Source organism: Bacillus cabrialesii (assembly GCF_004124315.2).
Classification (GTDB): domain Bacteria; phylum Bacillota; class Bacilli; order Bacillales; family Bacillaceae; genus Bacillus; species Bacillus cabrialesii.
Window position 1 is genome coordinate 692,201 of record NZ_CP096889.1, and the last position, 21,420, is coordinate 713,620.

Consider the following 21,420-nt stretch of genomic DNA (forward strand, 5'->3'; position numbering starts at 1 on the left):
ATACTGAGACTGTAATCTAGAAATGATAAATGAGTGTGATCATATGAGTAGTCAATCTGTTGTTTGTATTGGAGAATTATTGATCGATTTCTTTTGTACCGATGTTGATGTTGATTTAATGGAAGGGCGCAATTTCTTAAAAAGTGCCGGCGGTGCTCCGGCGAATGTGTCCGCAGCAATCGCCAAGCTAGGCGGACATGCTGCGTTCAGCGGAAAAGTAGGCAAGGATCCGTTTGGGTATTTTCTGAAGCAAACATTGGACGCTGTACACGTCGATACCTCTATGTTGGTCATGGATGAGAAAGCGCCTACAACGCTTGCTTTTGTTTCATTAAAACAAAACGGGGAGCGCGATTTTGTTTTTAATAGAGGCGCGGACGCTTTGTTTACGCTGGAGGATGTTGACCAGGCAAAACTAAACGAAGCAAAAATCCTTCATTTCGGCTCAGCGACGGCACTGTTGTCAGATCCGTTTTGCTCAGCCTATTTACGGCTCATGTCGAGTGCGAAAGACAACGGGCAGTTTATTTCGTTTGACCCTAATTATCGTGAGGATTTATGGAAGGGAAGAGTCTCGGAGTTTGTAAGTGTCGCAAAAGAAGCGATTGCTTTAAGCGATTTTGTGAAAGTCAGTGACGAAGAGCTTGAGATTATCAGCGGTGTGAAGGATCATGAAAAGGGCGTGGCGGTCCTTCATGAGATCGGAGCCAAAATTGTCGCCGTGACACTGGGGAAAAGCGGAACGCTTCTTTCGAATGGCAAGGTGAAAGAAGTCATTCCGAGCATTCCGGTTACATCAATTGATTCAACGGGAGCGGGCGATGCTTTTGTCGGCGCGGCTTTATATCAATTGGCAAACACGGATCAAATCCAATCTGTTGATGCTGATTTTGCGAAGTTGCGTGAGATGGTGTTATTTGCCAATAAGGTGGGCGCTCTTGTGTGCACGAAAATTGGAGCGATTGATGCACTGCCGAGCTTGGATGAGATTGAAGTTTCTTTGTAAACATCGAGGATGTTTCTTGAAAGTCTTTGGACTTTTGGGAAGCATCCTTTTTTATATTGTACTTAAACGTTAAATTCAGGTAAAAAGTTATGTATTTTCTATTGAAATGTCATTTTTTATTAAAAAAGTGAAACTTTTTACGATAATAAATAGTATATGTAATAAGGGGCTTAACTAATTAGCTTTAGGAGGAAACGACAATATGAGTATAATTGCAAGATTCAAAGATATTATGTCTGCGAATATTAATGCTTTGTTGGGCAAGGCTGAAAATCCAGAGAAAATGGTAGATCAATATTTAAGAAACATGAACAGCGATTTGTCTAAGGTAAAGGCGGAAACGGCAGCTGTTATGGCTGAGGAGCAAAGGACAAAAAGAGAATGTCATGAGTGCCAGGCAGACATGGAAAAGATGGAAAGCTATGCAATGAAGGCACTGCAAGCGGGGAATGAGGGCGATGCGAGAACATTCCTTGAAAGAAAAACATCTTTGGAATCAAAGCTTTCTGAGCTGCAGACGGCGAATCAAATTGCTGCAACCAATGCCGCACAGATGAGAAAAATGCATGACAAACTGGTTTCTGACATTGGAGAGCTGGAAGCACGCAAAAATATGATCAAGGCGAAGTGGGCAGTAGCGAAAACGCAAGAAAGAATGAACAAGCTGGGCGCCTCTGTTTCGAGTACCAGCCAATCAATGTCTGCGTTCGGCAGAATGGAGGACAAAGTAAATAAGGCGCTTGATCAGGCGAATGCAATGGCTGAACTGAACAGCGCTCCGCAGGATGATATGGCTGATCTGACTGCTAAATATGATACAGCCGGTTCAAGTCAGGTGGATGATGAACTTGCGGCGTTAAAAGCGAAAATGCTGCTCGATAAATAATACATAGGAAGCCGCAGCTTTAGGCTGCGGCACCATTTATCATATGATGTGAGAGGGAACGGTAATGATAATATCTTATAAGTGTCCGAACTGCGGAAGTGATATGGCATTTGACAGTGAATCCGGTACGTTATCCTGCGGCAGCTGCGGAAGACAGGACAATATTGAAAGCCTTCCGAAAGAAAACATTGCGGCGCGGTTTTCTGATGATGAAGCAAAGGAATATAAATGTGAAAGCTGCGGTGCCGTTTTAATTACGGAAGCTGAAACGACAGCGACGACGTGCAGCTTCTGCGGAGGTGCTGCTATACTTGCTGATCGTTTATCAGGACATTTGGCGCCGGCGAAGGTCATTCCATTTACAATCAGTAAACAAGAAGCGGAGCAGGCATTTCGAAAGTGGTGCAAAAAAGGCCTTTTGACACCAAGAGGTTTCATGTCGGCTGATCGTATCAAAAGCATCACCGGCATGTATATTCCATTTTGGATGTTTGATTTAAATAGTGAAGTACAAGTGAGAGCAAACTGTACCAGAGTCCATCAATATGAAGAAGGGGATTATATTTGCACGGAAACAGAGCACTTTGAAGCGTTTCGTGATATCAATCTCGATTATTTGAAAATCCCTGTCGATGCCTCTGAAAAAATGAAAGACGAATTAATGGACAAATTGGAGCCTTATTCATACGAAGAGCTGAAGGACTTTCAAACGGCATATTTGGCCGGCTATATTGCGGAAAAGTACAATTATACCGATGAGGAGCTTTTTCCGAGGGCAAAAGAGAAAATCAGCAGTTATATAGATTCATACATACATTCTACTTTTTCCGGATATACGTCAGTCAATGTGAGGGACAAACATATTCACACGAAAAACGTGAACAGCTTTTATGTTTTGCTGCCCGTTTGGATGGTCAGTTACGATTATGAAAGAGCAGAGCATATCTTTGCGATGAACGGGCAAACAGGGAAGGTTGTCGGAAAGCCGCCGATCAGTCGAGGAAAAGTGGCGGCATGGTTTAGTGGAATAGCAGGCGGGACATTTCTTGCGTTGAAGCTCGTCTCATTGATGATGGGAGGCGGATTTTGATGCGCGGATTTTTCGGGAAAGCGATTCTTGTTGTGCTGGCTGTTTTCATCATAATGCCGGTATTGGGAATCGAAGCGGCAAGAGCTTCTGAATCACAGCAGCATGTATATGACCATGCCCATCTATTATCAAAAGCAGAAATTGAAAAACTTGAATCTCTCTCGGCAGAGCTGGGTGCAAAGAGAGACACTGATTTCATCATTCTTACGACAAAAAGCACAAACGGTGAAGATATTGCCGATTATGCCGGCGATTTTTATGATCGTTACGGAAAAGGCAGTACAGCTATTTTAACGATTGATATGGCGGATAGAGAAGTATTCATCTCGGGCTACAAAAAAGCTGAACAGTATTTGGACAACAGCAGGCTAAACAGCATCAGAAATACGATTTCATCTGATTTATCAAATGAAGATTATTTCAAAGCTTTTAAGACATATATCCAGCTTTCTTATAAAGATATGGGCATAAAACCGGGAATCAATCCCGACAACATATTCTTTACTTGGTGGTTTCAGCTGGTTGCTGCCATCGCAGTCGGAGGCATCGCGGTTACAATCATGCTTTATCAATCGGGCGGGAAAGTAACGGTTAATGGGAATACATATATGGATCAACGTACGTCCGATGTGGTTGATCAATATGACACTTATATCAGAACGACTGTAACAAGAGAAAGAAAACCATCAAATGATAAAGACAGCGGCGATGGCGGGATTACGAAAGGCGGCACGTCATACAGTGGAAGCCGCGGCAATTTTTAAATATAAGAAATAGCCGAAAGGGAGAGGCGTAATGTCGTTTTTCAGAAATCAATTAGCGAATGTAGTAGAGTGGGAAGAATTTAGAGATGATATGATTTTTTATAAATGGAACAATCGTGAAATCAAAAAAGGGAGCCGTTTAATCATTCGTCCCGGACAGGATGCTGTCTTTTTGAGCAATGGCAGGGTAGAAGGGATTTTTCAAGATGATGGCGATTATGATATTGAATCAGAGATTATTCCATTTCTTTCAACATTAAAGGGCTTTAAGTTTGGGTTTAACAGCGGCATGCGCGCCGAGGTGCTGTTTGTCAATACGAAGGAATTTACCGTGAGATGGGGAACAAAGCAGGCGATAAATATTCCGGCAGCTGGAATGCCTGGCGGGATGCCGATTCGCGCAAATGGTACATTTAATGTGAAGGTTCAAGACTATATCAGCCTGATTGATAAAATCGCCGGCGTGAAGGATCAATATTTTGTAGAGGATATTAAAATCCGGATCACTTCTATTCTTGATCAGCTTCTTATGAAGTGGATCACAAGAGAAGGGAAGGACATGTTTAATCTTCAAGCCAACGCTTTTGACATCGCGAAGGGGATTCAAGAAGACTTAGATATGCAATTAATCGGCGACGGAATGACGATCACCGGTTTCCAAATCATGAGCTTTAATTATCCTCAAGAGGTTCAGGATATGATTACGAAAAACGCTTCCTACGGTATGGTTGGGGATGTAAACAGATACCAGCAAATATCAATGACGGATGGAATGGCATCCGGAAAAATGAGCGGAGGCGGCGCAGCTTCTGATATGGCTGGAATGATGATGGGAATGAATATGGCCAATCAGATGATGAATCAAATGAATCAAAATCAGCAGGCGCAGTCATCAGGCTCACAATCATCTGGCGGCGGAAGCAAGCCGAATTTCTGCCCGAACTGCGGAACAAAAACCGGTGAAGCTAATTTTTGCCCGAATTGCGGCCAGAAGCTTGTGTAAGTCTCATACAGCGAAAAGTCCGGAGTGATCAGACACTCCGGACTTTTTTTATTCAGCAGAATTCTGAACAGGCCATTTTCGGGCACCCGCTTGGACAATTCCCAGCAGCAATTGACGGCGTTCCTTTATAGAATTGATAGCAGTTTGAAATGTTTGCTTGGATAAAGCGGGTATGCCTGATTGGTGGAGCTTGGAGATGTCTGGTTCAGGCGGCGCTTGTTCAGCCGGATGGATATAGGCGGTATGAACGGTATCCAAGTAGTTTTTGATACTCGTACGGGCTTCTTTGATGTGAAGCTGGTTCGGCTGATATTGTACGGGAATGCCGTATTTTAAAATGGTTAATGCCTCATCCAATACAGTGACAGCTATGACAGATGATTCCTCGCGCTGTGTGCTATGGTAAAAATGAAGGATCGGAAAGGCATTATGCTGAGCGGTCAGCTTTCCCAGCTCTGATGAAAATGCGATAAGAAGAAAATCAATGTCGTGAAAATCCTTGCCGTTCCATGCAGTCTGGACAATTTCTGTTCCGTCATGCCCGAGACTTAATACACTTTGGGCGAATGAGCGCTTTTGATTCACCGCGCTCAAGACGGAAATTAAATACGTGACAGAGAAAGTGATGGTAAGAAGGCCTTGAGCCGTTTCAATGACCGTGACAAGCTTCCATAGGTCTCCGTTTGGTGCGAGGTCGCCATTTCCTAATGTAAACATGACGTAGCCGGAAAAATAAATACGATCTGACCAGGAAGCCGGTTCTTTCGATTGAGTTTCCACGAGTGAATGGGGGTCACTGGAGAAAATACAAACCCACCCGCTCCAAAATAAACTGATCCATATCACTAACGTTAAGCATAACAACAGAGGACCTGCCGTGCTGAGAACCTTTGCATGATCCCCGCTGATTTTGCGGCAGCCTTTCCACAGCCATGCAGACAGACATCTTGTGATCGGTCCTGCGCCGCTCTCTAACCATAATGTGGTCCATAAAAAATCAACCATCCCCGCTGTCAGTAATAAAAGGCCTGCAATGATATAAATCTCATTCAATGTTGATTGCCTCCCCTAATCCAGCCATATTTATTTTTCTTTTTTATTTCCTTTTATTTTGATTCCGAAACAATTGTTCGAATGTTTGATAAAGAGTTATTGCGGAAAGAAAAACAGAAGAAGTTACCCAACACTTACTCATTTTTTCGGAGTAGGCAGATGAACAAAAACTCACAGGGAATTTGACTTGTTTTACATATTTTCATAAAGAAAAAAGTTCGTTTTCCCCTTGAAGTGGTGATTTTGCTTTTATTGAGTAAAAAGTTTTCAGAAATTTATATTGACTGAAAGCGTTTTTATAATTATGATAATACCAGATGTAACAAAAATGTCACTATAATATTACTATAATAGAACTATGAAGTGACTATAAAGTAACAAATCACAAAGTGTATGCACAAAGAAATACCCGCTGTTTTTTTAGAGAAAAATGAAATCGCTTCCAATTTAATTGACATGCTAAGAAGAAGGGAAGGTTATGAGGCCATTGGAGAAAAACATGATGAACTTTTTTCTGAAGCCTGCTCATGATATGTGAGGAAGGCAAGAGCCCTAGAATAAGTTTTTGAAATACGTATTGATCGATTTTGAAAAAGACTGGGGGAAAACGGTATGAATAAACAAGGCAATCAAATGTCATTTTTACGGACAATTATTTTAGTCTCGACTTTCGGCGGTCTCCTCTTCGGTTATGATACCGGAGTGCTCAATGGAGCTTTGCCGTATATGGGAGAGCCAGACCAGCTAAACCTCAATGCCTTCACAGAGGGGCTTGTCACCAGTTCACTTCTTTTTGGAGCCGCGCTCGGTGCCGTGTTTGGCGGCAGGATGTCTGATTTTAACGGCCGCCGCAAAAATATTTTATTCCTCGCTGTGATATTTTTCATTTCAACGATCGGGTGTACGTTTGCTCCAAATGTAACGATCATGATTATCTCTCGTTTTGTGCTCGGCATTGCGGTCGGGGGTGCATCAGTTACGGTTCCTGCTTATTTAGCTGAGATGGCTCCTGTGGAAAGCAGGGGGCGGATGGTAACGCAGAATGAATTGATGATTGTATCAGGACAGCTTTTGGCCTTTGTTTTTAATGCAATCCTTGGAACAACAATGGGAGACAGCTCCCATGTGTGGAGATATATGCTGGTCATTGCCTCGCTTCCAGCCGTATTCCTGTTTTTCGGCATGATCAGAATGCCTGAGAGTCCTCGCTGGCTCGTCTCCAAAGGAAGAAAAGAAGATGCTTTGCGTGTGTTGAAAAAAATCAGGGATGACAAGCGGGCTGCGTCTGAGCTGAAAGAAATTGAATTCGCTTTCAAAAAAGAAGATAAGCTTGAAAAAGCCACATTTAAAGATCTGTCGGTCCCATGGGTGCGCCGGATTGTGTTTATTGGATTAGGAATTGCGATTGTACAGCAAATTACGGGTGTAAACTCGATTATGTATTATGGGACTGAAATTTTAAGGGATTCTGGTTTTCAAACGGAAGCTGCTTTAATCGGAAATATTGCGAATGGCGTGATTTCAGTCTTGGCAACATTCGTCGGAATCTGGCTGCTGGGCAAAGTGGGCCGCCGGCCGATGCTGCTAACAGGCTTGATTGGTACGACAACGGCATTATTGCTGATCGGGATATTTTCACATGTACTTGAGGGATCACCGGCACTTCCATATGTGGTCCTGTCATTAACGGTTACATTCCTTGCTTTTCAGCAGGGCGCAATTTCACCAGTGACGTGGCTGATGCTTTCTGAGATTTTCCCGCTTCGCCTTCGCGGTCTGGGAATGGGCGTCACGGTATTCTGTCTGTGGATGGTCAATTTTGCAGTCAGCTTCACTTTCCCGATATTGCTGGCCGCCATTGGGCTGTCCACAACGTTCTTTATCTTCGTTGGATTAGGAATTTGCTCTGTCCTGTTTGTGAAGAAGTTTTTACCGGAAACGAAAGGACTTTCGCTTGAACAGCTGGAGGAAAACTTCCGCGCTTATGACCGCGGCGAGGCGAAGAAAGAGTCCGGTGCTGAAGTGATTGGATAAGATAAAAAAAGAATCCGCATACGAGCGCGGATTCTTTTTTGTTTCAAATTAGTTAGGTCTGACAAGGATTTTGACTTGGTTTTTCTCTTTAATAAGAGACCCGAAGCCTTCCTCGATCAAATCGTCTAGCACGATTTTTTTCGTTACAAGTTTGTCAGCTGAGAAATAGCCTTCTTTCATTAATGACAATACAGCCGGGAAGATATCGCGGTATCCGATAATACCTTTGACTGTACGTTCTTTGATGACGATATCGTTCGGGTGGATTTCAGCGCCTTTTTCCCAAATGCTGACGATGACTGTTTCACCGGCGATTGTAGTGGATTGGATCGCTTGGCGTAATACCACTGGAACGCCTGTGACTTCGAATGCTACGTCAACACCGCCGCCTGTGCGTTCTGCGATTTCAGCGACTACATCGTCTGTTTTGGACGGATCAACAATGATTGCTCCAAGCTCTTCCGCTTTCTGCTGGCGCTCAGGTGAAAGTTCAACAGCGTAAATATCAGTCGCACCAGCAGCCTTCAGCGCTTCAATCACCAGAAGTCCGATCGGGCCGCAGCCGAATACAGCCGCTTTGTCGCCTGCTTTGAGTTTGCTTGAGCGGACAGCGTATAAAGCGACCGCTGAAGGTTCAACGAGCGCGCCTTGTTCATATGATAATTCATCAGGAAGTTTGAACAAAAGTTCTTCGTCAACGGATACATATTCAGAGAAACCGCCGCCGCCGCCGGCTAAGCCGAGGAATCCCATTTGTTCATCAAGGTTGTATGCACCCTGATGGCCGTGTGTTGCAAAAATCGGTTCCACTACGACGCGGTCGCCTGCTTTATAGTTTTTAACACCTTCTCCAACTTCAACAACTTCACCGGAGAATTCATGGCCCATTGTGACAGGTGCTGTTTCATTTGTTAATGGATGCGGTTTGTCTACCGGAATAAAGATCGGGCCGCCGAGATACTCATGTAAATCACTGCCGCAAATGCCGCACCATTTGACTTTGATCTTTACTTTTCCCGGTTCCGTTTTTGGTTCTTCAATATTTTCAATACGGATATCCTTTTGGTTATGCCATCTTGCTGCCTTCATGGATTACCACTCCTATATCTTTTTATATGAGTAATTCCGCATCGATCAATATGAACTGTTCACAAAATCGCCATTTTTAAAACCAAAAAAGAAATAAAATTTTTATATAATATAATCTACGTTTTTTGAAAAAGAAACTTTGAAGAAAAAAGAGTCTCGCACACTCTTTTTTCTTTATATAAAAGAGTATGAATCGTTTACATAACTATGAATTTGGTTTGAACAATACGGTAATGGTTCGTTCATATTGAATGCGATAACTACTCTATTAACAATTATAACGCTAATTCTGCGATTATAATAGGATAATCTTCCATGGTTTATTTTAGTAAAGACAACTCTTCTGGCTTTGTAACATTACTGTAAGGATATTGAAATAAAAAAATCCTGGTTCATCGTGTATAATTTTCCTAGATGTTAACAAACAGGGGGACGAAATGTTGAAGAAAGTCATTTTAGCCGCTTTTATCTTAGTAGGAAGTACTTTGGGAGCTTTCAGTTTTTCATCAGATGCCAGTGCGAAACATGTGAACGGAAATATTACTTGGTACAATGGAGTCGGAAAAAAAGGCTCTTCAGGTAAAAAACTTGGACATTGGGATTGTGCGACCAAGATCGGATTCGATGTTCCTAGAAACGGGACAAAAATCAGAGCTTATGCAAAAGCGAAGCCTAAAAAGGTAATTACGGTTTACAAAAATGATGTTGGCAGAATGCCTCATGCAGTACTGGATGTAAGCCCTAAAGCGTTTAAAGCGCTTGGATACCCATTAAGCAAAGGAAAAGTAGCGGGACATTACAGCTATTAATCTACATATATAATCTGTAAAGCAAGAAGTCACATTCTTGCTTTTTCTATTGGTGGAGATAAAAGATGAAAAAAAGAATCATATTATTGTTAATTGTCGTGATAGCAGCCGTTGCAGCGGGTTTTGCGTTTTATGCTGCAAAGGATAAAGGCGAGGAGAGCGCTGCTGATGTTTCAGTACATGCGGAAAGCGGCGATAAGCTGCTTGTATCAATCACGAATACTGATCTGCTGACGAAGTATTATGAAAATGACAAGGTGATCCATGAGGAGAAGCTGACCAGCTATCCGGCATTTGCCTTGGATCAAAAGCAGCGGGTGCTCTATTATACGGGCAATAATGATCAAAATGAAATGAGGCTATTTAAGCTGGATCTTAAGTCTAATAAAAAGACGATGCTTTATAAAGGTGCGGAGAGTGCCGACAGCCTGTTTTTGTCAAAGGACCGTTCAACCATCTATTTCCGTTTAGGAAAAGCGGACGAAAACAATTTCCGGATCGCAGCTTTTGATCTGAAAACGAAGAAGTATAAAAACCTGTATCCTGCCGCGAAAGATCAGGATGACAGCGTCAGCGGCTTCTTTTATAACAAAAAAACAGATTCATTTGCGTTGCTTCATTATTCTGTAGAAGAAGACTACAAGAAAACAGATGAAGCGAACGAGAAGGGAATCGATCCCGAACCAACAACGATTCATTTTTCGGCGGGTCATCAAAGCAAATTTGATGAGCTTAAGAGCCTTGACAAGTTTATCAGCGATATTGCTGTTTCTGATGATGATAAACGTATTTTGTTTACGTCATATACACAAAAAGGCACGGAGCAAACCGCTTCTATTCAGATGCTGAATGCGGATACGAAAAAATATGAAACCATCATTTCAAATCAAAAAGCATTTAAGCTGTTAATTGACGCACAGCCGCAGTTCTCTAAGGATGGGAAGAACATTTATTTTCTTGCCGAAGCCGAGGGGGCTAAAAAATTGAAGGATGAAACAGGGCGTGAAGCCAAGGTGCGGACGATTTATTCCTATAACCTTGAAAATAAAACGTTTAAAAAAGTGTGGGAAAATCCGAACGGCATCATCAACAGTTTTTCTGTCATCAACTAATAAAAACCACTCGGCAGGGGGGGACTGACCCCCGTTTTTGAGACAGGGATCAAAACACCTTTTAAACAGCCAATTGCCGATAGTTTATCGGTGATTGGTTGTTTAGTTTCGTTTGAATACGAATATTGTTATAATAATGAATGTATTCTGTGACAGTGCGTTCTACGATGGCGGTCGTAGTTCGATCAATGCTGTTAAGATAGAACGTTTCAGACTTTAGTAAGGAATGAAACGATTCGATGGAGGCATTATCAGCGGGCGTCCCTTTGCGGGACATGCTCATGATAATGCCTTTTGTGTTAACAGCTTTTTGATACTCGTAGGATGTATACACAGAACCTTGGTCGCTATGTAACACGCAGTTCTCAGGCAATGTTGGCAGCTGCTCAAGTGTGTCTAAGACAAAGTCTGTGTCCTGCTTATCGCCAATCGTATAAGCAATCACTTCTCCATTGTATAAATCTAATATACTGGAAAGGTACAATTGTTTCTGCCCATAAGGCAAATATGTGATGTCCGTTACTAGTTTTTCAAGAGGGCGATCAGACTGAAAGTTCCGATCCAATATATTATCGACTACGGCATATGGCTGCCCATTCTTCTTACGCTTTTTCACCTTAACCCGGCACTGCCACTGATTTTTCTGCATAATACGTTGAACCGTTTTATGGTTGATACGCATTCCCTTTTTTAAAATGGCTGTGATTTTCCGATATCCATATCGATACTTGTGCTCTCGGCACAACGTACCGATTTGTTTTTCCAAATGTCGCTTGGGATGATCCTTCATCCGATTCTTCTTCCAACGATAATAAGACGCTCGAGAGATACCTAAATGAATACAGATATCCTGCACGGTCATTGTGCTGCGCAATACTTCTACAAGTTCGACTGACGTTTCGCTATCAACTTCCTTTCCAATTCGTTGTACTTTTTTAACACTTCATTCTGTTGTCTTAGATAACAATTCTCTGCCTGCAGTTTCTCTAATTCGGAAGAATACTCCGGACCTTTTCCGTAAGTGTATTGCTTTCCAACAGGCTGTTCGAATCGATGTGTATCACCAGCCTTATGCCATCTAACCCATGTCTGAACCTGTGTCTTATTCTTAATATTCAATTTCTGCATGATCTCTTTCATAGGTACGCCTGCCAATCTCATTTCTACAGCCTTCTGTTTCACTTCAACCGGATAACTCACTCTTGTCCCCATAGAAAAAACACCCCCAAGTCTAATTTCGGATAACAATCATCCGTTTTCAAACTTGAAGGTGTTTTTATTTGTCTCATCTTATGGGGTCAGTCCCGGGGCTGAGTGGTTTTTTTTATGGGCGAGGTGCAGGGCTAATGATCCGAGCCATTTAAAAAAATGGATCAAAGGTATCGACAAAAACAGAAGTTCAACATAAGAGTTGATTGCAAGGTTCAGCTTTTTGAACTGAGTTCTTTTTTTCAAGTCTTTTTGCTGCTGGTTTATCATGTTATCACCTCTTCATTATCCATATTATACCACGACAATAAAATAAAAAGCCCTAAACATTTGCAGTTTTGGGCTTCTTTCTCATTTGCGGCCTCTAGCAATGAGAGACCTTCATTCTGGATATAGAATTTGCGTCTCCGTTCGGGGATTGTTTGCTTGCGGGAGACTGCATTTGTTATAGGGAAGAGCTAGCTTGTTTTCGTTTGACTGTTGTTTTGGAGATTCACTAATGAACGGATGCCGTCGACCATTTTGCTTCCGCACAAAGGACACAATGGCGTATCACTGCTGGCGAAGTTTTTTCGGGTCCAGCCGTTACAGTCTTCTTTTGTGCATTCCCAAGTACTCACATCTTCTTTAGGCAGCGGTTCTTGATTACGTTTGTTATAGTAAGACATAAAGTCACTTCTTCCCTCATGTATTTTACTGCACAATTCTTATTGTCTCATACTTTTCCCTAATCTCCTAATTCCTTTTTCTTTATGGCTTTCCAATCATCCCGTCTAAAAAGGAGAGGAGGGTGCTGTTAAATGCGTCGGGCTCTTCTAAAAACGGGCAATGGCTGCTTCTAGAAAAGGTGACGAGCGTCGAGCTTGGAATATTGCTGCGCAAGTGTTCCCCGGCTGCTGTAGAGAAAAATTTGCGGTCTTCCCCAAAGCACAGCAATGTCGGCACATTGATGTTTTGAAGAGTGCCGCGGTAATCAACAGCCGTTTGATTAAATAAAATCGTGCTTGAAATGGCAGCCGGCTGTTTGAGGATTTCTGCCAGCATCCATTCTGTTTCTGTCTCAGCAGGCGTTTCGGCGAACATATTATGGATGAAGCTTTTGTAGAATGGAAGCGGGTCAGTCTGAATGGCATGCATCGCCGTTTTTAAACCTTCAAAATCAAACGGGCCGTGTTCCCAGCCCTCCCATTGATAGTCGGAAGCGGATTGATCGATAATCACCGCGGCTTGTATGTTATCATTCCCAAATTGATTGAAATAATCCCATACAACGAAAGCGCCCATTGACCAGCCGGCAAGCACGGCGCGATCGAGCTCCATTGCTTTTAGAAATTCGCTTACGTCACGGGCATATTGGGAAATCGTATGTCCGTGAAGCACTTTGTCAGATTCGCCGTGTCCTCTAAGGTCGAGACGAATACACTGATAATTGCCAGAGAGTGCTGAAAATTGCTTGTGGAAAAATTGTCCGCTCATCAGCACACCGTGTATAAACAGGATCGGTGTGCCGCTCCCGTGCGTTTCATAATACAGTCGTGTCTGATCTTCTAATGTGATGTAAGGCATGTTTCTCCTCCTCTAGTTTCCGTCATGAGAATGACTGGCTGCTGTTGAACTGACGATGACAGCTGTCGCGGCTGCCTGCTGTGCCTGTATGGCTGTTTCGATAGCTGTGTATAGCCCGGATTCCATCAGCAGATTTTTCTCCAGATGCTCACTGAGATATAGGCTGACAGCAATTTTGAAGTTCATTTCTTTTTGCCATTTGAACCGTTTTTCTTGGTTCAGCTCGTGTGTGATGGTCAGAACGGTTTTGATATCAGGTTCTTCCAGAAATGCGAGCAGGGCAAGATCAGGGTAGTGAATATCCTTTGGTTTTTTGTGAGATGCAGTGATGGTTTGGAACAGCTTTCTGCATTGCAAGACAAGCGTTTCAGCGTCTTTTTCAGTGTGCAGGGCAAGGATGTGGCTGGTTTGATGTAAGTGATGGCCTTTGCGAAATTCGCCAGCCGCCAGCTGCCGATAGCACGCTTCCGCTTTATTCAGCGCCTGTAATCCTTGCCCATTCTCGGCCATTAATACAGCAAGCGGAGTATTCTGAGTTGAAGTGAGAAAATAATGATTTTTCTTCATCTGCTGATAAACAGCAAGCCCCATGTTCATTTGTTCTTTATGGTTTGCCGTTTCAGATTTGCCGGTGAGCAAGATCAGAGCGGAAAGGTACGTGAAAATGTCCCGTTTGTATCCAAGCCTCACCATCTCGTTGTATCTGTCAATAAAAGTAAGAAATGCTTGTTTGGCTTCCTGCTGAAAATGAATGTCCAGAATGGAAGCAACAGTAAAGCGGTGATGTGAATTGAGTGTTGAGAAGCTGCCGATGTTTGATTTAATATAGCTGCTCAAATCATAGAAGCGCTGAAAATCAAACTCTCTTTTATTCACAATATATGCAGAAGAAATGAGCATTAATATCTGATCGTGTGCAACTTTCCATTTTAATTTTGATTTTAATTCGGCATAAATGGAAATGTATTGCCTTGTTTTTTCATTTAGGTCGTTTGTCAGCATAAAAATCAGCTCCTTTTCGCTGTTTTTATGTTATACGAGTAATGGGGGCCAAAAGTTTCATATAGAAAAAACTTGCCTGCAAGAGGCAAGTTTGTCGGGTTATTTATGGGGGTCCGTTATATCCATCGGTCTCATCATGTCATAGTCTTCATGCTCAAGAATATGGCAGTGCCATACGTAGCGTCCGCTGTACGGCCCGAATGTCGCCGCGATTCTCAGGACTTCCCCGGCGTGAGCCTGAATGGTGTCTTTCCAGCCCTTTTCACTTGGGGGCGGCGGAACAGCCGGGCCGGTATAGGATAATGCCCCGCTTTCTTGATAGCGCGCGATATCAAACGGGCGCCGGTCTATCACACGGAAGGAGACCAGATGCAGGTGAATCGGATGTGTTCCGCGCGTCGGATTGATAATGGACCATATTTCAGTTGTGCCGGCTTTTGGCGCTTCTGTGACAGGGTCGTGCCAGCGCTTGTTATTGAGAAGAAGGACAGGTCTGCCGTATTCATCCTGGGTGCCTGCCAGTTTCAGTGTTCTGATGTTTTGTATTCTTTCATTCTGTACTGAAGGGTATGAGGCGAGATACTTTGGCTTTCTGCTTTCGTCTTTTTGTGCCAATGGTTTTGTGACTTTGAATTGCATGATATTCGCATCTGTTTCAGGGTTGACGTCACCGCCGCAGCCAGCGCTGTTTGCCAAAATGATCGATTGCCCTTCATAGGCTGTGAAGTCAATGATGATATCGTAACGTTCAGCGGGCGCAAGACTGAAAGAGGTCAATTTAACAGAGCGCGGCAGGAGCCCGCCGTCTGAACCAATCTGAATAAATTCCCCGCCATTATCGAGTGACAGGTTATAGGTTCTCGTATTGGAGGCGTTGATGACGCGGAAGCGGTATTTCCTCGGTTCGACCTCCAAGTATGGCCATACTTTTCCGTTGACGAGTATGGTTTCTCCGCAAAAAGCCGGAACGATTGAGGGGTTAGGCAGTGACGGGGAAGGGTTTTCCGGTCCACTTGGATAAAACAAAGAGCCATCCTCGTTGATCGTGCGGTCTGTGATAAGAAGCGGTACGTCGTATTCGCCGGAAGGCAGCTTTAATCGTTTTTCCTTTGGATCGTGAATGATATAAGCGCCAATAAGTCCGGCATACACATTCAGCCTGGTGAGCGCCATGGCGTGATCGTGATACCACAAAATAGCACCGCGCTGCTGATTCGGATAATGATAAACCTCTCTTTTGAAATAAGGGCCTGTTTGTTCAAAGTCTTTGGAAAACCAGGCCTCCGGATACCCGTCACTATCATCAGGCGTGACGCCTCCGTGTAAATGAACAACAGTCTTTACCTCGGGCTCTTCATGCTGGCTGTCACTGTGATGAATGGTGTGATCAATCGGAAGGAAATGCGTTGAAGGCAGGTTATTCATCCATTTCACATATACGTTTTCATTTCTTTTGACCTCAATGGTAGGCCCCGGAAATAAGCCGTTGTAGCCCCACAGGCGGGTCGGAGGAAGATCGCGGTGGAGCTGATGAGTGCATTCTTCCATGGTGACTTCGTAGTATGTCTTTTCTTTTGATTGCTGTACCGGCTTTAGTGTATCTGGGATTGGGAGAGCATCCGCAAATTTTTCAAGTGTCATTTTCATCTGTCCTTATCTAAATTTTCCAAATTGGTACTATAGTTAATGACAATAAGGACGTGATGGTTACAAAAAAATCTGCCTGCCCAATGAAGAAAATAACAAAATCCTAAACGGCGGGCCGTTTAGGATTTGATCAGCATTAAGGCAGGATATCCGGCTGCTGTTGTGTGACTGGCTTGGCAGCCGCTTTCGCGCTCTCCTTGCGTTTCCTGAACACAAGATAAGAAATCAGAACAATTCCCGTGATGACGCCTGTCAGCAGCAGCTCATCCCTCATGGAAGAAATAAACGCCATAGATACTAAAATTCCGCAGATGGCGATGATGGTCAAGTAGGTTAGGAAAGGGAAGAGCCACATCTTGATCTTCAATGCTTCCGGGTTTGTTTTTTCGAGTTTTTTTCGCATTCTCAGCTGGGAAACAGCGATGACGAGATAGACGAGTAAAGCGATTGCGCCTGATGAGTTGACTAAGAATAAAAAGACGGTGTCCGGTGAGAAGTAGTTCATGACGACCGCGATATAAGAGAAAAATGTTCCGGCAACAATGGCTTGTACGGGAACGCCTTTTTTGCTCAATTTCATAAAACGGCGCGGCGCTTCGTTTCTTTCTGCAAGTGAATACAGCATTCTGGATGTGGTGTACAAACCTGAATTCAGGCAAGAGAGTACGGCTGTGAGGACGATAAAGTTCATAATCTGCGCGGCTGCCGGCACTCCAACATGCTCAAGTACAGCGACGAAAGGGCTTTCTAAAATATTTGCTGAATTCCAAGGCAAAAGCGCCACAACAACGGCGATAGAGCCGACGTAAAAGACGATAATGCGCCATACAACGGATCGGGTCGCTTTTGTCACCGATTCGATCGGGTTGGCTGTCTCTCCGGCTGCAATGGCGACAATTTCTGTTCCCATAAAGGAGAAGATGACAACGACAATGCCGAGCAATACGGAGCTGATGCCTTCCGGGAAAAATCCGCCTTTGCCTGTGATATTGGATAAACCGACTGGCTCACTGCCTGGCGCAAAGCCAAAAATAAAGGCAAAACCAACGATGAGAAAAGCGATAATAGTAACAACTTTAATGAGGGAGAACCAATATTCAAACTCACCGAAAGACTTAACGGAGTAGACGTTTGTCAGGGTGAGTACGATCGTCAAGATCAAACTTGTCAGCCATAGCGGAATATCATGAAACCAATATTGAATAATGCCGGCACCGGCAATGGCTTCGATGGCGATGACAATCACCCAGAAAAACCAATACAGCCAGCCGATTGTAAATCCTGCCCAAGGTCCGATGGCATCGTGAGCGTATTGAGAAAACGATCCGCTCGTCGGGTTTACGGCGGACATTTCACCGAGCATTCTCATGATAAAAATGACCAATAATCCGGCTAACGCGTAAGAAACAATGGCGCCGGGCCCGGTTGAGTGAATCACTGAACCACTGCCTACAAATAGGCCGGCTCCGATCACGCCCGCAATCGAAATCATGGTCATATGGCGGGTCTTTAATTCTTTTTTTAATCCTGATTGAGACTGGTTCATAAGTTACCTCCTTTAAAAATGTATATGTTACTGAATATTATGATAATTGAAACTCTATCATAAATATACAGTTTGTCGAAAATTCATGTAAGAAAATATAACAGTTTATTTCAAATTTGTAGGGTTTGTTTGCTGGGTTTTCGGCGGATATGCTTGGAGTAAAAGAAAAAAATGTTTCAGCATGTATTTGTTTTTTTTGATATGGTATTTTTTTCAATCATGTTAGATTGCCAGAAGTGTTGTTGGCATTGGGTTTGGGAGGCTTTTTGAGAATAGAAAATAAATTGATTTAAAGAAAAAAAGTTCTATCGTCACTATTTTCCTGTGGCGGGTGAATCATGTTTCTGTAGACCCACTGCGGTTCAGCTTTGTATCATAATAATAGGAAAACGTGCGGAGAGGAGGTTTTTTGTATGGAGAGATATGATGAATTGAAAAAGGGAGAATCCGGGGCGCTGGTCAGTATTGCTGCTTATCTTGTTCTATCCGCGATGAAGCTGATTATCGGTTATATTTTTCACTCAGAAGCACTTACTGCGGACGGTTTGAATAATACAACTGACATTATTGTTTCGGTGGCTGTGCTGATCGGCTTGCGCATCTCTCAAAAGCCTCCTGACGAAGATCACCTATATGGCCACTTTCGGGCGGAAACGATCGCATCGCTTATCGCATCCTTTATTATGATGGTTGTCGGATTACAAGTGCTGTTCAGCGCCGGTGAATCTATTTTTTCTGCTGCACAAGAGACGCCGGATATGATTGCGGCTTGGACGGCAGCGGGCGGAGCAGCCGTGATGCTTGCAGTCTATCAGTACAATAAAAGGCTGGCCAAAAAAGTGAAAAGCCAGGCGCTTCTTGCCGCGGCTGCTGATAATAAATCAGATGCATTCGTCAGTATCGGCACGTTTATCGGAATTGTGGCTGCGCAATTCCACCTTGCCTGGATTGATACGGTCACGGCGTTTGTGATTGGTCTTCTCATTTGCAAAACGGCATGGGATATTTTTAAAGAATCATCCCACTCTTTGACAGATGGCTTCGACGTAAAGGACATTTCAGCTTATAAACAGACGATCGAAAAGATCTCGGGTGTGAGCCGATTAAAAGACATTAAAGCGAGATACTTGGGCAGTACAGTCTATGTTGATGTGGTGGTTGAAGTATCCGCCGATTTAAATATTACGGAAAGTCATGATATTGCCAATGAAATTGAGCGGAGAATGAAGGAGGAGCATGCAATTGATTATTCGCATGTTCATATGGAGCCTTTAGAACACAAATAATTGAGCTTCCTGTCACAGGAGGCTTTTTTGTGTGATTTTTCCTGATTTATTGGAAACAATTTGCTAGAATCGTTTTTTTATACAGATCGCTTTTTGTGGTAAAGTTAGGTTACAATATGAAGAATTTTGTAGATGACTAGGAGGAAAAGAATGGCATACCAAGAAGACCTGCATCCTTTGCTGGGGAAAGCAGTTGAACATATGAATAGAGTAATGGTTGGAAAACGAGACACCGCCATACTCAGCTTAGCAGCCATTCTAGCCAAAGGGCATGTGCTGCTTGAGGATGTACCCGGAGTCGGAAAAACGATGATGGTCCGCGCGCTGGCAAAGACAATCGGCGCTGATTTCAAAAGAATCCAATTCACTCCGGATTTGCTGCCATCTGATGTAACAGGCGTATCCATCTATAATGCGAAAACGATGGAATTTGAATACCGTCCCGGCCCGATTATGGGAAATATCGTGCTGGCTGATGAAATCAACCGCACCTCACCGAAGACACAGTCGGCTTTGCTTGAAGCGATGGAGGAGGGAAGCGTAACGGTAGATGGCCATACGATGCCGCTTGCCGCTCCGTTTTTTGTGATGGCAACGCAAAATCCGGTCGAATATGAAGGAACCTATCCTTTGCCGGAAGCCCAGCTTGACCGTTTTTTATTCAAGCTTCGCATGGGTTATCCGTCCTTTCATGAGGAGCTGGACGTCCTATCTCTTCAGGAAAAAAACCATCCGATTGAGACGCTTGAGCCGGTCATTGCAAAAGAAGACTTCATCCGTTTGCAGCGGGAAGTGCAAAATGTCCGCGCTGATGACAGCATAAAGGAATACATAGTTGAAATCGTGCAGAAAACGAGACAGCATGCTTCTGTTCAATTAGGCGTCAGTCCGCGCGGTTCAATCGCTCTCATGAAAGCGGCCCAAGCCTACGCGCTGCTGCATGATCGTGACTATGTCATTCCTGATGATATTCAATATTTGGCGCCTTTTACGCTTCCGCACCGTATGCTGCTGCGGCCAGAGGCGAAGTTTGAAGGAATCGAGGCAGAAACGATCATACGGGAGATCATGTCAGCTGTGAAGGTGCCGGTTCAAAGGTCGTCGGTCCGCTGATGAACAAGAAATTGCAATGGTTTGTATATGGGTGGAAGCTGATTGTATTAACGTTATTGACAGCTGCTGTTTTTTCTTATGCGATGTTTCAGGGCGGCTTTGTCAGCTGGTTTTTGTTTTATGCGTTTCTCCCTTTTGTCGTGTATGCCGGACTGCTGGCGTTATACCCGCTCCGCTCTTTTCAGGCTTCACGGCAAATGGCCAAAACACAATTGCATGCTGGGGACAGGCTGGGCGTGTCGGTTACGCTGAAAAGGAAGCTTCCGTTTCCCTTGATGTATATGGTGATTGAAGATTGTCTGCCAGAAGGAATCGAGTCATTAAACCCCGACGAAGCCGCGACCAAACGGCTCGTTTTTCCTTGGTTTAAACGGAGTATGACGATGTCGTATGAGTTAGCTCGGGTACCGCGCGGAGAGCATCATTTTCATGCTGTCAGGGTGCGGACCGGGGATGTTCTCGGCTTGATTGAAAAAACAGCTTTTTATGAGCTGGAGGATACCCTGTTTGTTTATCCATTCTTTGAGCGTCTTCCTTATCAAGTGAATGAAAGGCATCAGGAAGACGGTGTAAGCGGATCTTTTCCGGTTTATCAGCATCATTCCGCAGTCGCAGCAAGTGTGCGGAATTATCAGCCGGGGGACCGGTTTGCCGCATTAGACTGGAAGACCTCTGCGCGGCGGAGCCAGCTGATGACGAAGGAATTTGAACCGTCTCGAAGCAAAAATCTGTTTCTTCTGATGGACCGTTTTTCCTCTGAAGCATTCGAAGAGGTCGTTTCTGTGACGGCTTCGATTCTTCACTCCGCTTTGAAAAACGGCGCGGGAGCAGGCTTGGCCTCCGTCGGAAAGGAAAAAACGATGTTTCCTATTCAGGAGGGGGAGCAGCATTTTCAGCACATGCTTCGTCATTTAGCTGTCGCTCATTGTGATGCGGACGACCCGGTAAGCCGTTACGTACGAGAGGAGCTGGGAAAGCCGTCTGTTCGTCAGGCTGATAAAGTGATCGTCACGGGACTGATCACGGAAGATTTGCTGAACATCGCAGAAACAGGGGCTACAGTGATACTGGCAAAAGAGAAAGATGCTGAGCTTTCTCAAGCTGAAAACGTCTTGATCGAACGCATGATGAAACGTCAAATCAGAGTTCAGGTCATAAGGGGCGGACGAGTTTCGCGTGTTGTTTAGAAAGAGAGGTGACGGGTG

At 43.9% G+C, this 21,420-nt stretch carries 20 protein-coding genes; 11 read left to right on the plus strand and 9 right to left on the minus strand.

Going from position 1 to position 21,420, the window contains the following annotated elements; genetic code table 11:
* Positions 1–43 precede the first annotated feature (43 nt).
* The 5 genes from EFK13_RS03600 to EFK13_RS03620 all read left to right on the plus strand — a co-directional run bounded on the left by EFK13_RS03600 (position 44) and on the right by EFK13_RS03620 (position 4,749).
* Positions 44–1,006, plus strand: a complete 963-nt coding sequence (locus tag EFK13_RS03600) for a carbohydrate kinase family protein (protein ID WP_129506525.1) — start codon at positions 44–46, stop codon at positions 1,004–1,006.
* Positions 1,007–1,208: 202 nt separating this feature from the next.
* Positions 1,209–1,892: a PspA/IM30 family protein gene (locus tag EFK13_RS03605; RefSeq protein ID WP_129506524.1), complete on the plus strand. Its 684-nt coding sequence runs from the start codon at positions 1,209–1,211 to the stop codon at positions 1,890–1,892.
* Between the two features lie 64 nt (positions 1,893–1,956).
* A complete protein-coding gene (locus EFK13_RS03610; protein ID WP_129506523.1) occupies positions 1,957–2,982 on the plus strand; it encodes a TFIIB-type zinc ribbon-containing protein in 1,026 nt (341 codons plus the stop codon).
* Entirely contained in the window at positions 2,982–3,746 is a 765-nt protein-coding gene (locus EFK13_RS03615) for a TPM domain-containing protein (RefSeq protein WP_129506522.1), read from the plus strand. Before EFK13_RS03610 ends, EFK13_RS03615 begins: the two co-directional genes overlap by 1 nt.
* Positions 3,747–3,777: 31 nt before the next feature.
* Complete coding sequence (locus tag EFK13_RS03620; protein ID WP_129506521.1) at positions 3,778–4,749, plus strand: SPFH domain-containing protein; 972 nt, start codon at positions 3,778–3,780, stop codon at positions 4,747–4,749.
* 48 nt (positions 4,750–4,797) lie between these two features.
* Here the strand turns inward: EFK13_RS03620 and EFK13_RS03625 are convergent, their stop codons facing one another.
* A complete protein-coding gene (locus tag EFK13_RS03625) occupies positions 4,798–5,802 on the minus strand; it encodes a potassium channel family protein (RefSeq protein WP_129506520.1) in 1,005 nt (334 codons plus the stop codon).
* A 612-nt stretch (positions 5,803–6,414) separates the two neighbouring features.
* Between EFK13_RS03625 and iolT the strand changes: the two genes are divergently transcribed.
* On the plus strand, positions 6,415–7,836 hold the full coding sequence (gene iolT, locus EFK13_RS03630; RefSeq protein ID WP_129506519.1) for a myo-inositol transporter IolT: 1,422 nt from the start codon (positions 6,415–6,417) through the stop codon (positions 7,834–7,836).
* Between the two features lie 48 nt (positions 7,837–7,884).
* On the opposite strand, the gene bdhA is transcribed toward iolT, so the two are convergent.
* Positions 7,885–8,925 carry a (R,R)-butanediol dehydrogenase gene (bdhA, locus tag EFK13_RS03635; RefSeq protein ID WP_064812603.1) on the minus strand — a complete coding sequence of 347 codons (1,041 nt, stop codon included), beginning with the start codon at positions 8,923–8,925 and terminating at the stop codon, positions 7,885–7,887.
* 437 nt (positions 8,926–9,362) lie between these two features.
* Between bdhA and walM the strand changes: the two genes are divergently transcribed.
* The gene (gene walM / locus EFK13_RS03640; RefSeq protein WP_129506518.1) at positions 9,363–9,734 is read left to right on the plus strand and encodes a cell wall metabolism protein WalM; all 372 of its coding nucleotides are present in this window, start codon (positions 9,363–9,365) and stop codon (positions 9,732–9,734) included.
* A 65-nt stretch (positions 9,735–9,799) separates the two neighbouring features.
* A complete protein-coding gene (locus EFK13_RS03645) occupies positions 9,800–10,846 on the plus strand; it encodes a PD40 domain-containing protein (RefSeq protein ID WP_129506517.1) in 1,047 nt (348 codons plus the stop codon).
* Positions 10,847–10,907: 61 nt separating this feature from the next.
* Here the strand turns inward: EFK13_RS03645 and EFK13_RS03650 are convergent.
* The 7 genes from EFK13_RS03650 to gabP all read right to left on the minus strand — a co-directional run bounded on the left by EFK13_RS03650 (position 10,908) and on the right by gabP (position 17,816).
* Positions 10,908–12,058 (minus strand): IS3 family transposase gene (locus tag EFK13_RS03650; protein WP_129507417.1). Its coding sequence is split into 2 segments (ribosomal slippage): positions 10,908–11,785 and positions 11,785–12,058, totalling 1,152 coding nucleotides; the frame shifts between segments, so codons are not numbered across the junction.
* Between the two features lie 78 nt (positions 12,059–12,136).
* Positions 12,137–12,325 carry a hypothetical protein gene (locus EFK13_RS03655; RefSeq protein ID WP_129506504.1) on the minus strand — a complete coding sequence of 63 codons (189 nt, stop codon included), beginning with the start codon at positions 12,323–12,325 and terminating at the stop codon, positions 12,137–12,139.
* A 188-nt stretch (positions 12,326–12,513) separates the two neighbouring features.
* A complete protein-coding gene (locus EFK13_RS03660) occupies positions 12,514–12,723 on the minus strand; it encodes a cold-shock protein (RefSeq protein ID WP_003234008.1) in 210 nt (69 codons plus the stop codon).
* An 82-nt stretch (positions 12,724–12,805) separates the two neighbouring features.
* Positions 12,806–13,621 (minus strand): alpha/beta fold hydrolase, encoded by an 816-nt coding sequence (locus EFK13_RS03665; protein ID WP_129506503.1) that lies wholly within the window; start codon positions 13,619–13,621, stop codon positions 12,806–12,808.
* A 12-nt stretch (positions 13,622–13,633) separates the two neighbouring features.
* On the minus strand, positions 13,634–14,623 hold the full coding sequence (locus EFK13_RS03670) for a DUF4003 family protein (RefSeq protein WP_129506502.1): 990 nt from the start codon (positions 14,621–14,623) through the stop codon (positions 13,634–13,636).
* A gap of 99 nt (positions 14,624–14,722) precedes the next feature.
* Positions 14,723–16,264: an outer spore coat copper-dependent laccase CotA gene (gene cotA, locus EFK13_RS03675; protein ID WP_129506501.1), complete on the minus strand. Its 1,542-nt coding sequence runs from the start codon at positions 16,262–16,264 to the stop codon at positions 14,723–14,725.
* Positions 16,265–16,406: 142 nt separating this feature from the next.
* Complete coding sequence (gabP, locus tag EFK13_RS03680) at positions 16,407–17,816, minus strand: GABA permease (protein ID WP_129506500.1); 1,410 nt, start codon at positions 17,814–17,816, stop codon at positions 16,407–16,409.
* Between the two features lie 413 nt (positions 17,817–18,229).
* Here gabP and mneS point away from each other — a divergent pair, with 413 nt between their 5' ends.
* The 3 genes from mneS to EFK13_RS03695 all read left to right on the plus strand — a co-directional run bounded on the left by mneS (position 18,230) and on the right by EFK13_RS03695 (position 21,402).
* Positions 18,230–19,102, plus strand: coding sequence for a manganese transporter MneS (mneS, locus tag EFK13_RS03685; RefSeq protein ID WP_129506499.1), 873 nt, complete (start codon positions 18,230–18,232; stop codon positions 19,100–19,102).
* Between the two features lie 150 nt (positions 19,103–19,252).
* A complete protein-coding gene (locus EFK13_RS03690) occupies positions 19,253–20,215 on the plus strand; it encodes an AAA family ATPase (protein ID WP_129506498.1) in 963 nt (320 codons plus the stop codon).
* Positions 20,215–21,402: a DUF58 domain-containing protein gene (locus EFK13_RS03695; protein WP_129506497.1), complete on the plus strand. Its 1,188-nt coding sequence runs from the start codon at positions 20,215–20,217 to the stop codon at positions 21,400–21,402. Before EFK13_RS03690 ends, EFK13_RS03695 begins: the two co-directional genes overlap by 1 nt.
* The last annotated feature ends 18 nt before the right edge of the window (positions 21,403–21,420 follow it).

What these genes read in the sequence shown, in the direction of transcription:
- EFK13_RS03610 (WP_129506523.1), top strand. Translation starts at nt 1,957, where the DNA reads ATGATAATATCTTATAAGTGTCCGAACTGCGGAAGTGATATGGCATTT.
- gabP (WP_129506500.1), bottom strand. Translation starts at nt 17,816, where the DNA reads ATGAACCAGTCTCAATCAGGATTAAAAAAAGAATTAAAGACCCGCCAT.
- EFK13_RS03670 (WP_129506502.1), bottom strand. Translation starts at nt 14,623, where the DNA reads ATGCTGACAAACGACCTAAATGAAAAAACAAGGCAATACATTTCCATT.
- walM (WP_129506518.1), top strand. Translation starts at nt 9,363, where the DNA reads ATGTTGAAGAAAGTCATTTTAGCCGCTTTTATCTTAGTAGGAAGTACT.
- EFK13_RS03600 (WP_129506525.1), top strand. Translation starts at nt 44, where the DNA reads ATGAGTAGTCAATCTGTTGTTTGTATTGGAGAATTATTGATCGATTTC.
- EFK13_RS03605 (WP_129506524.1), top strand. Translation starts at nt 1,209, where the DNA reads ATGAGTATAATTGCAAGATTCAAAGATATTATGTCTGCGAATATTAAT.
- EFK13_RS03690 (WP_129506498.1), top strand. Translation starts at nt 19,253, where the DNA reads ATGGCATACCAAGAAGACCTGCATCCTTTGCTGGGGAAAGCAGTTGAA.
- bdhA (WP_064812603.1), bottom strand. Translation starts at nt 8,925, where the DNA reads ATGAAGGCAGCAAGATGGCATAACCAAAAGGATATCCGTATTGAAAAT.
- EFK13_RS03665 (WP_129506503.1), bottom strand. Translation starts at nt 13,621, where the DNA reads ATGCCTTACATCACATTAGAAGATCAGACACGACTGTATTATGAAACG.
- cotA (WP_129506501.1), bottom strand. Translation starts at nt 16,264, where the DNA reads ATGACACTTGAAAAATTTGCGGATGCTCTCCCAATCCCAGATACACTA.
- EFK13_RS03695 (WP_129506497.1), top strand. Translation starts at nt 20,215, where the DNA reads ATGAACAAGAAATTGCAATGGTTTGTATATGGGTGGAAGCTGATTGTA.
- EFK13_RS03660 (WP_003234008.1), bottom strand. Translation starts at nt 12,723, where the DNA reads ATGTCTTACTATAACAAACGTAATCAAGAACCGCTGCCTAAAGAAGAT.
- EFK13_RS03655 (WP_129506504.1), bottom strand. Translation starts at nt 12,325, where the DNA reads ATGATAAACCAGCAGCAAAAAGACTTGAAAAAAAGAACTCAGTTCAAA.
- EFK13_RS03645 (WP_129506517.1), top strand. Translation starts at nt 9,800, where the DNA reads ATGAAAAAAAGAATCATATTATTGTTAATTGTCGTGATAGCAGCCGTT.
- EFK13_RS03615 (WP_129506522.1), top strand. Translation starts at nt 2,982, where the DNA reads ATGCGCGGATTTTTCGGGAAAGCGATTCTTGTTGTGCTGGCTGTTTTC.
- EFK13_RS03620 (WP_129506521.1), top strand. Translation starts at nt 3,778, where the DNA reads ATGTCGTTTTTCAGAAATCAATTAGCGAATGTAGTAGAGTGGGAAGAA.
- iolT (WP_129506519.1), top strand. Translation starts at nt 6,415, where the DNA reads ATGAATAAACAAGGCAATCAAATGTCATTTTTACGGACAATTATTTTA.
- mneS (WP_129506499.1), top strand. Translation starts at nt 18,230, where the DNA reads ATGGAGAGATATGATGAATTGAAAAAGGGAGAATCCGGGGCGCTGGTC.